6 protein-coding genes and 1 pseudogene are annotated in these 7,328 nt (G+C 70.0%); 5 read left to right on the top strand and 2 right to left on the bottom strand.

Annotation, left to right across the window (positions count from 1 at the left end):
* The first annotated feature begins 125 nt into the window (after positions 1-125).
* The 5 genes from SROS_RS45520 (at position 126) to SROS_RS45495 (ending at position 5,479) form a co-directional block, all read left to right on the top strand.
* The gene (locus SROS_RS45520; protein WP_012895762.1) at positions 126-344 is read left to right on the top strand and encodes a hypothetical protein; all 219 of its coding nucleotides are present in this window, start codon (positions 126-128) and stop codon (positions 342-344) included.
* Positions 345-448: 104 nt separating this feature from the next.
* The gene (locus SROS_RS48490) at positions 449-1,624 is read left to right on the top strand and encodes a Pycsar system effector family protein (RefSeq protein ID WP_012895761.1); all 1,176 of its coding nucleotides are present in this window, start codon (positions 449-451) and stop codon (positions 1,622-1,624) included.
* Positions 1,625-1,710: 86 nt separating this feature from the next.
* On the top strand, positions 1,711-2,796 hold the full coding sequence (locus SROS_RS54300; protein WP_012895760.1) for an NUDIX domain-containing protein: 1,086 nt from the start codon (positions 1,711-1,713) through the stop codon (positions 2,794-2,796).
* Entirely contained in the window at positions 2,796-3,347 is a 552-nt protein-coding gene (locus tag SROS_RS45500) for a hypothetical protein (RefSeq protein ID WP_012895759.1), read from the top strand. The genes SROS_RS54300 and SROS_RS45500 overlap by 1 nt, the downstream gene beginning before the upstream one ends.
* A gap of 806 nt (positions 3,348-4,153) precedes the next feature.
* A complete protein-coding gene (locus SROS_RS45495; RefSeq protein ID WP_148269888.1) occupies positions 4,154-5,479 on the top strand; it encodes a hypothetical protein in 1,326 nt (441 codons plus the stop codon).
* 22 nt (positions 5,480-5,501) lie between these two features.
* On the opposite strand, the gene SROS_RS50615 is transcribed toward SROS_RS45495, so the two are convergent.
* Complete coding sequence (locus tag SROS_RS50615) at positions 5,502-5,774, bottom strand: hypothetical protein (RefSeq protein WP_148269887.1); 273 nt, start codon at positions 5,772-5,774, stop codon at positions 5,502-5,504.
* A 194-nt stretch (positions 5,775-5,968) separates the two neighbouring features.
* Positions 5,969-7,153, bottom strand: a pseudogene (locus tag SROS_RS45485) (IS3 family transposase).
* Positions 7,154-7,328: the final 175 nt, after the last annotated feature.

Here is a 7,328-nt window from a genome sequence, read left to right as displayed (position 1 = left end):
GCCAAGCCCACGCCCGACGCCACCGCGACGATCGGCCTGTTCGTCGCCGAGCCCGCCACCAGGAAAACCCCCCGGGTCTGACCCGCCAGCCCCCCTTCACCACAACCGGAAAGGCACCACCTGCCATGAACATCACCAAGCACCTCAACCGCCCGTTCGCCGCCGCCCTCATCGTCGCCGCGACCGCGGTCGTCTCGCTGGACACCCCGCCCGAGCCGATCACCGACGGCTCCTACCGCGACGGCTCCTACACCGAGGAGGAGGACCAGCAGGACGAGGAGCCCAAGAAGAAGACCCGCAAGAACAAGGCCGACGACGACCAGGACGACGCCGGCAGCTGCTGAATCCCCGGGACAGGCGCGCACCAACGTGGTCCATCCGCCAAGACCGGCCACGCCGGGCGCGCCCGCTCACCCACCAATCCATGCAGATCAGGAAGGCAACACCCATGATGCACCGAATCACTACCACCGCCAACGGCGCCCCGATTGCCGAGACCACTCCCTTGGCCCCGGCCGCCCGCTGCGACAACCTCAGCGTCGGCGTCCTGATCACCAACGCCGCCGGCGAGTACCTGATGTTCGACCGGGCCACCTTCCCGGCCGGGGTCGCCCCGGCGGCCGGTCACGTCGACACCCACGGCAGCAGCGACGACGCCGCCCGCGCCGAGGTCGCCGAGGAGCTCGGGCTGGCCGTCACCTCGCTGACCTGGCTGATGGGCGGCTGGCGCGCCAACCGCTGCCGCCGGGCTCCCGGCGCGGCCGGCGTCGGCCACTTCTGGGAGGTGTTCCGCGCCGAGGTGACCGGCGAGCTTGCCCCCAGCGTCCGCGAGACCCGCAACGTCCGCTGGCTGTCGGCCGAGCAGTTGCAGGAACTGGCCGAGCGCACCGTCGCCTACAGCCGCGGCGAGCTGAGCGAGAAGGAGTTCGAGCAGAACCCGGGGATCGAGCCGGTGTGGGTGACCTGGTTGCACGACGCCGGGCTCATCACCGCCCGCGCCGAGGAGCTGGTCTGGATCGACCAGGTCGCCGCCTGCGGCTCGCGGCCCGCTGCTGTGGTGACCTCCTCCTGGCAGGAGGTCTACCCCGACGCCGACTGGCACCGCGACGTCGCCCCCGACATCGTCATCCCGCTGCCTGCCGACCGGCTGCAGCGGCTCGACGAGTCCGCCGCCGCAGACCTGATCGCCGAGGCCGGCGCCGCCCGCGCCGAGCTGGTGCGCACCGACACCAAGGCCGCCACGGTGCTCGCCTTCGCTGGCACCGCGTTCTCCGTGCTGGCCGCCCTGGCGGTGCTGGCCTCCGGTCTGGCAGTCCCGGCGCGGATCGGTCTGGGCATCGCGGTGGCGCTGCTGGCGGCCGCGTCCGCCGTGGCGCTGTGCGTTATCCGGCCGTCCTTGCCCCGCCGCGGCCAGGGCACCGGGTTCGTCTCCCACGCCGAGGTCTGCGACGTCGACGAGCTGCTCGACGAGCTCGCCGCCGACCCCGAGACCCGCCGCGCCAAGGACGTGATCCGCCTGTCGAGCATCGCCAGGGCGAAGTACGTCCGGCTGCGCCGGGCCGTCGACCTGATGCTCGCCGCCCTGGTCGTCGTGGTCGCCTCCCTGCCGCTGGGCCTGCTGTAGCAGCCGCTGCGGGTGCTCGCCCACCCCGATGGGCCAGGCGAGCACCCGCACCCGGTTCCAGCCCCCACCACCTGAAAGAGAACACCATGAGCAACAGCACAACCACGTACACCCACCCTGACGTCCTCACCCGAGGCGTCCAGGAAGGGTGGGCCGACCCGGAGACCGACCCCACCCGCATCGACTGGGCGCCCCGCCAGGCCGCCGCGGCGATCTGGTTCGAGGTGCGCAACGGCCGCCCGCTCAACCCTCACAGCGCGACCGGCATCCGCTACGGCCGGGGCGAGCTGGGCCACTGGGGCGAGCAGCAGGCCGCCGACGCCATCGTCACCGCTACCACCAAGACCGGCCGGTGGCTGCTGATGGTCGAGCGGGACGACGACCACGGCTGGGCGATCTGCGGCGGCATGGTGGAGCCCGACGAGGACCCGGCCGACGCGGCGGTCCGCGAAGGCGCCGAGGAAACCGGCATCGACCTGGCGGGGATGCCCCGCACGGTGTGGCCGGCCCGGTACGTCCCGGACCCGCGCGCCTCAGATGAGGCGTGGATCGTGACCTGGCCCGTCCTGTTCGACCTGGGCGAGGTCGCCGAGCTTCCCGCCGTGGCAGGGGCCGACGACGCCCGACGCGCCGAATGGGTGCGGGCCGACAGCTACGCCGCCCTGGTCGCCGACCTGGCAGACACTCACGGCGGGCGGGTGTTCACCGCGCACCGGGCCATGCTCGCTGAGCTGCTCGCCGCCCTGCCGCACCCTCCCGCCTCCTCCTGTCCTGAGCACCGGGCCTTCCACCGGCGTGCGATGGCCGCCTTGGACCTGGCCGTCGCCGAGGACATCGACGGCGCCCGCACGGCAGTGCTGGACCTACCCGCCCACCACGGGCCCGGCGCGATCACCAGCGCCCTGCTGGTGTGGATCGACACCCTGATCGCGGCCACGCCCGACGTGCAGCGCCGTCTCGCCGGCCGGGACGCGGCCGACGACGGGGCGATCGAGCCGGTCACCCGCTGGGCCGCCCAGATGATCGCCGCCCGCGCCACCCACGACGCCACCCGGATCGACGCGCTGCGCACGGCCATCCCCAAGAGCCCGGCCGCGGTCGGCGCCCACGTGATGGGCCTGCTCACCCTGATCGCCACCTACATGCGCGCCCACGAGATGAGGACGAGCTGATGACCGCCCCGAACGAGACCACCGCCATCGCCGCGCTACGCCAGCACCTCACCACCGCACCCGCAGCCGACCTGCTGGAGCTGGCCCGCACCTGCCCCGACCACAAGGTCCGCGCGGCCGCCGACCGCGTCGCCGGCGCACTGGAGCGGCTACGGACCCGGCTGGCCGAGACGACCGGTGAGGCCTACCGGCACGCCGAGCACGACCAGGCCGCCCCGCAGGTCAAGTCCGTCGAGGAGGGTGTCGAGACCGCACCGGTGGCCACCGAGACCGCTCCTCAGGCCCCGGCCGAGCGACGCCGTACGGCGGACCGTCCGGCTCCGGCCGCGCCGCGCACCCCGCGCCGTACGACGCGCAAGCCCAAGCCGCGCCGCTCCGAGACCGGCAACGACTCCGGGCTCGGCAACCAGCTCGGCGACCGCGGCATGTTCACCGGGCCGATCCCCGAGCTGAACGAGGAGGAGCTCGCCGCCACGCGGCGGCTGTGCGCGCGCTACGGCCGCAGCCCCGCCGAGGTCGCCGAGCTGATCGACATGCTCGGCGTGGCCTGACCGATGATCCTGACTGCCCTGCAGCCGCCCTCGCCCGTTTCGACGGGCGAGGGCTCTGCCGCGCCCCAGGTTCCGTCGGTCGACGAGGCCGCACAGTCCCGCACGAGCCTGTGCGGCCTCGCCGTCCGACGACTTGTCAGCGTATCTACCTGCAAGGACGCAGCATTGGTGACTCCGGCAGGACCCGGACTGTCATCCGAGGGGCGCACGGATCACGACGTCACTGCTGTCACAGCGCGCGCATCCGTCACAACCGTGGCATTCTTGATCACATCAGATCTTGACAGACGTAATTGCTCAAAGTCATGGAGTGTGTCGGGGTGCGTGGCTGTATCAAGTCGGGATTGGTACCCGGCTGGCGGTGTGTGGGCGTCGGTGACCGGTCTGGGTGTCTCAGTGTGCAGATGCGCCCACGCCGTGCGACACGCCCAGGCGAACAGGGGCACGAGCGTCCCCAAGCACCCGGTGATCGTGGAAAGATGCGGGACTAACTCGACGTCGATCCTTCGGAGTCACCCAGGACAAAAAGAAAGCGCCCCCGAAGGGGCGCTCCCTAACCTCACAACTTCACATGACACGCTTCGGGCCTCAGCTCCAGGTTTGGCCGCCAGACGAGCTGCGGGGCTTCGGCGTGTCTGTATGTACGTCTGGAGACGACGATAGCAGCCCAGGCGCTGAGCTCACCACGCCCTGGCTACGACACGCCGGGTGAGCTGACAGCCACCACCCCGATTTCCTCCGCCCCCGCAGTCGAGCCGCAGCGGACGCTCTACGCCCACTACGAGGGCGCCTCCGTGCTGCCGCGCGTGCCCAGGAAGCTGTGGTGGCGCCTGGTGACGCTGCTGGAAACCCGGGGCCGGCTGGTGCATCCGTGCGCGCTACGGATGGCCCGGCACCTGACCCATCACGCCGATGAGGCCGGCCGCCTGGTCGACATCCCGGCCGTGCTGGGCTCCTACAGCGCCCGGCACGCGCTGGGCCGACGCACCGGCTGGACCGATTTCATGCGCCTGGTCGAGGCCGGCCTGCTGCGCCAGGTGTGCGCGGCCGCGCCCGAGCGTCAGGCCCGCTACGTGCTGGCCCTGGACCTGGCCACGCTGCCCGATGATCTGCCGGTGGAGCTGGCGGCCGAGTTGCGCCGCTACATCGACGACCCCCGCACCGCCGCCCGGGGCAACCCCACGATGGCCGACGTCGATGCCGCCCTGGCCGAGTGCGAGGTGATCCGCGAGGGCTGTGCGACCCGCGGCCCGGCGATCAGGAGTTCACTTGGCTGTGGACGACTGCACACGTCTCCTTATACGCGAGAAGGGACTTCCCCCTCCCACAGGCCTCGACTGTCACAGCAGCCTCGGCGGCCGCGTCAGCTGCCCTTTGAGGGGCAAGATTTCTCCGAAGAGAAGGCCGACGCCCTTAACTTTGTAAGGGAGCTGTCCCCGGAGTGGGCTCGCCAGCGCGGCGGGCAGATGCTCAGCGAGACCGAGATGGTCCAACTGTCACACCTGGTGGCCCTGCTGCTGCGGCATATGCCCAGGTCAGAGGCCAAGGAGCTGTTGACGGCGCAGGTGGCCAGTGCCACCGACCTGGCCAAACTGATCACCTGGCGGGCCGGGCGGACCCTGAACGGGCTGCGTCGCTCCCACCGGCGGGCCACCGCGATCCAGGTCGATGACGACGGATCGGCGCACGCGGCCTGGCTGGCCGCCAACGCCGAGCGCAACACCGCGGCCGCCGAGCGCCGCACAGCGCTGGTGGAGGAGGCTCGGCGCCGGGCCCGGCAGATCGGCGGCCGGCGCGAGGCCGACGCCGATGCCCGCCTGGATGAGCGCAGCCGTCCCACGCGCCCCAGCAGCCCCGAAGGCCTCAATGGCGCCACTGGCACCGGCCCAGCGCCGAGCACGGTCCCACGGGCCGCACAGGGGCCGCTGCGGGCCGCTACGGAGTCGTGGGAGGTGTTCGAGCGCGATGTGCTGCACCGTCACGCCGTGCCCGTCAGCCCCGAGCCGCCCCGGTTGAGCGAGCCCGAACCCGAGCACACCGCCGAGGCCGACGCGGCCGCGCTCGCCGCCGAGCGGGCCTGGCTGGTGCAGATGATGGCCGCCCGATCCTCCGACGCCCAGCAGAGCCGGTAAGCACGTCGTGACCGCACAGATATCAGGGAGGCGGAACCGATGATTGGGTCCGAGGGCCCGGTCCCGCGATGACGTCGACCAGGAGGTCATGGTCTTCTGGATGATCGGGCAGGCGAGTGGTCACCGTGTAGCCCGCCTTCACCAAGATTTCGACGAAAGCACTCAGCGTGGCATTCACCACATCAAGTTCGAAACGCGCCATCGGGTGACCCGTATCAAGATCAAGAGTCATCGCGTCGAACGCCGGGTCAACGGCCCAATAGGGGTCCAGCCAAGGTAAGGCCAAAAGCCGCATTGCAAGATCTTTAAGGGTCCATGCCGACAGAGGCAAGATAACGTTCGTTCGCGATACACAAAGATCACCATGGCGTTCCCGCAGGTCGCCCCTGTAACGCATGCCGTGTACGCGCCTATGTAACGCACACCCACCTTCGCGATACAGCAAGCTCTGGAGTTGCCCCGGTTCGATAGACACATCAGGGCTTGCGACTACGCGGCAGCATAGTCAAGGTCTTGGGCGTTCTTGAGCGCGTGTCGGCGTTCGTATTCGGCGGGGCTGAGCTGGCCGTTGGCGGAGTGACGGCGGCGCGGGTTGTAGAAGCCCTCGATGTAGCTGAACAGGGCCCGTTCGGCTTCTGACCTGGTGCGGAAGGTGCGCCGGTCAATCAGCTCGCACTCCAGCGAGGCGAAGAAGCTCTCAGTGATCGCATTGTCGAAGCACGTTCCGGCCCGTCGACGGGCGGACGCCTGCCTGCTCACAGCGCTGACCGAAGGCAAACGAGGTGTATTGACCCCCCTTATCGCTGTGGTGAATCACCCCGGCCTCGGGGTGGCGCTGGTGCAGCGCCATCGCCAGCGCATCGGTCACCAACTCGGTGCGCATGTGCTCGGCCATCGCCCAGCCGACGATCCGGCGGGAGAAGACATCCAGCACCACCGCCAGATAGACGAAGCCCTGCCAGGTCGGCACGTACGTGATGTCAGCGGTCCAGATCCGGTTTGGCTCCTCGGCACAGAAGTCGCGCCCGACCAAGTCGGATGCAGATCTGGCGCGCGGATCGGTGACAGTGGTGCGGGCGCCCTTACGCCTGCTCACCCCGGCCAGCCCGGCCACGCGCATCAGCCGGGCCACTCGTTTGCGGCCCACCCGGACCCCATCCAGTTCGCGCAGGTCGGCGTGAATACGTGGCGCCCCGTAGATCTCATCAGACGCTTGGTGATGCCGACGGATCCGCTCGGTCAGCTCGGCGTCGCGACGGGCTCGAGTCGACGGGCCGCGCCGCTGCCGGGCCGCCCAGGCGTAGTAGCCCTGGCGCGACACACCCAGCACCCGAGCCAGCAGGGAGACCTTGTGGTGGTCCTTCTCCGCATGAATCAACCGGAACTTCATCTCGGCAGATCCGTCTCCCGCGCGAAGAAAGCCGCGGCCTTGCGCAAGATCTCCTTCTCCTCACGGAGAATCTTGTTCTCCCGGCGCAGCCGAGCCAGCTCGTCCTTCTCGGCGCTGGTCAGCCCGTCCTGGCGGCGGCCGTCATCCAGATCAGCCTGGCGCACCCAGGTACGGATCGACTGCGCGGAAGGCTGGAACTCCTTGGCCAGCTCCTCCGGCGTCCGTCCCGCGCGCACCAGCTCTACCATCTGCCGGCGAAACTCCGGCGGATAGTTGTTCGGCACAGCAGACTCCTTCTTCCGGGAACCAGGGTTCCCCAGAGATCAGGTGTCCACCAAACCGGGCCAACTCCAGCTCGGCGGTGCTCGCCCGCCGACCCGAGCCCGACGCGATCCTTCTCATCGTGCAGGCCGCAACATTATTGATCTTGTATTGCGGCTTTTCGGCGAACCTTGGCTG

The organism is Streptosporangium roseum DSM 43021 (assembly GCF_000024865.1).
Taxonomy (GTDB): domain Bacteria; phylum Actinomycetota; class Actinomycetes; order Streptosporangiales; family Streptosporangiaceae; genus Streptosporangium; species Streptosporangium roseum.
This window is presented reverse-complemented; position numbering and strand designations above follow the sequence as displayed.

Coding starts and splice junctions, on each gene's coding strand:
- SROS_RS45520 (WP_012895762.1), top strand. CDS start 126: ATGAACATCACCAAGCACCTCAACCGCCCGTTCGCCGCCGCCCTCATC.
- SROS_RS48490 (WP_012895761.1), top strand. CDS start 449: ATGATGCACCGAATCACTACCACCGCCAACGGCGCCCCGATTGCCGAG.
- SROS_RS54300 (WP_012895760.1), top strand. CDS start 1,711: ATGAGCAACAGCACAACCACGTACACCCACCCTGACGTCCTCACCCGA.
- SROS_RS45500 (WP_012895759.1), top strand. CDS start 2,796: ATGACCGCCCCGAACGAGACCACCGCCATCGCCGCGCTACGCCAGCAC.
- SROS_RS50615 (WP_148269887.1), bottom strand. CDS start 5,774: ATGCGGCTTTTGGCCTTACCTTGGCTGGACCCCTATTGGGCCGTTGAC.